Origin of the sequence: Nitratireductor aestuarii, assembly GCF_014641695.1 — a bacterium.
Taxonomy (GTDB): Bacteria; Pseudomonadota; Alphaproteobacteria; order Rhizobiales; family Rhizobiaceae; genus Chelativorans; species Chelativorans aestuarii.
On the sequence record NZ_BMIF01000041.1, the window covers coordinates 1 to 2,103 of the forward strand.

The 2,103-nt window shown below is 56.6% G+C and carries 1 protein-coding gene; it reads right to left on the minus strand.

The window, feature by feature from the left end; translation table 11 throughout:
• Nucleotides 1–104 precede the first annotated feature (104 nt).
• Complete coding sequence (locus IEX27_RS20990) at nucleotides 105–1,817, minus strand: class I SAM-dependent methyltransferase (RefSeq protein ID WP_188723016.1); 1,713 nt, start codon at nucleotides 1,815–1,817, stop codon at nucleotides 105–107.
• Nucleotides 1,818–2,103: the final 286 nt, after the last annotated feature.

A 2,103-nucleotide genomic window follows, 5' to 3' on the forward strand; every position in this document is an offset into this window, starting at 1 on the left:
TTTAAAAGTCCCATGTGGATCACTCCGTTGCCCCCGTCGCTCACCGCGTTGGGGGGAAGGTTCACATGGCTCAATTCTCAATGGAAATTATGCGCCTAACCGGCTCAGTTCTGGGTGGAAACCAACAGGCTGAACTTTGAGAATGGAATTTCCAGCGTCTTCTCGAAATACTCCACCGCCTTGCCGAGTTTTCCCATCTTCTGCTGGAGCTTCCCTGCAAGGAAATTAAGCGAGATACGCCAGCGAATGGAGTGGGCGTTCCTGCTCGGCCGCGCGAGAAAGACATCCAATTTGCCGACGAATTCCAGGATAGTGGATGCGTGGATGTCTGGTGTCTCCAGAAGGCGGTAGCCAAGCACTGCAAGTGACGCGCCTACATCGGGCGAGGCTTTGCCGCCTGATTGTGTGAGAACCGTATTGGCAATCCGGAGCAAGGCGCTTTTGGATTTCGCCCGGTTTGGCATGCTCAGAAGCGAGCGCACGAGCCACGGGTTGTCATAGTCACGTTCGAAGGCAAGAAGGTTTTTCGGCGGCTTTGAGTAGCCATGGATCGTCTCTCGAAACGGGGCCGAGTTCCTGGTAGGGTCCTTAATCAGTGCAACGAGCAATCTCGCTACGCCAGGAGGAATGTCACAAGGCTGCGACACCACATCAATTGCGCGTATCGTGGCCTCGCGTCCTTCCACCACGATCCTCCGGTCCTGCAGGACAATGGTTTCAAGATGGAAAACCGCACCTGCGTGCTCCATGAGTGTTGAAAGCGCAGTTTCGAGAGCGCCTGCACCGGGATCAGACAGTGGCGCGCGATCTTCGATCGCCAGAAGAAGCCTTCCTCCCGGAGAAAGCACTCTGCTGCACTCCGTGAGCGAACTGCTGAGATGGAAAGCTGATTCTGGGCTGAAGCCGATGACAAGGTCATATTCTCCGGTTTGCGCCTTCTGAATGAAGCCTAGCGGATCCTCCGGTAGAAATTCCACGGCAGGAGATTGGCTTCCGAAATTCGCGCGAGCATAGGTGTGCTCCGACGTCAGGGTGACGACGCTTGCCACTTCGGTGTCCTGGTAGAGCATATACGGCCCGAATACATCGATAAGTGACAGGTCAAGAACCCTGTCTCCCGGCCTGGCGAAATCCTTTGCCCAATGATATGGAAAAAGCGTTCGATCAGAGTCCAGACCGCTCCGACGCGACATGTCCTTTGGCGGATGTGGTGTTCGCCGTTGAGCGTCAGAGGGCACTTTCTCAAGCACCAGATGGATCTGCCGATCATCATGGTTCAGGTTCTGATAGCGGTTTACGGTGTAGTAGCCAGGAGCCTTCCGGAACCCGGCTTGGAAAAACTGGTCCTCCCACCATTGGCGTCCTTCGACCGTCAGGTATCCGCTGTTCTCCTGATCCGGCGTAGTCGCGATTTGTAACAGGGCGAATCTACGCACGACCCGGTGAATCTCTGCAAGCGCACGGGGAACATCCTCGGCCGCGAGGTGCTCCAGGCAATTGATGGACACGACTGTTTCGAATTCGTCGTTCCTGAAAGGCAAGTTCAGGATCGATGCCACTGAGAATCGGTTTGGAAAACGGTTGTTCGCTCGCTCTACCGAGGCGTGCGAGACATCAACTCCGATTGCATCTATGCCCAGTTGGAGTAGCTCACCGACCAGCCAGCCCTCGCCACTTCCGAGATCCAATGTTCGACCCGTGCCGCAGATCTCCGCCGTGAGCCGGGCGAAGCGAACGAGATCTCCCGAGGGCGAGCCGACGCGTTCCGCTCGAGCCCCATCATCACCGCAGAACTCGGCATCCTCGATCTGCACCATCCCACCGTTCCCCTACCACCCGAGCCACCCTTGTATGGTTTACGTTTGGTAAACATTGAGGCAGGCTAATTTGTGACTTTGACGAGCGCATTCTCGTTGTCGCTGCGGTGGTGGAGAGCAGCGCTTCTTGCGCCGACAAGCTCCGCTGGTGTCTAAGAATCCAGGCATCGACTCTTCCATATATTGACCAGCTCAGCGCGACCCCTTGGAAACGCGCGGTTGCATTCCCATATGAAGGTGGCGGTGAGGGCAGGGCGCGGGCCGTCTTGCTCCTTGCAGCCTGGGC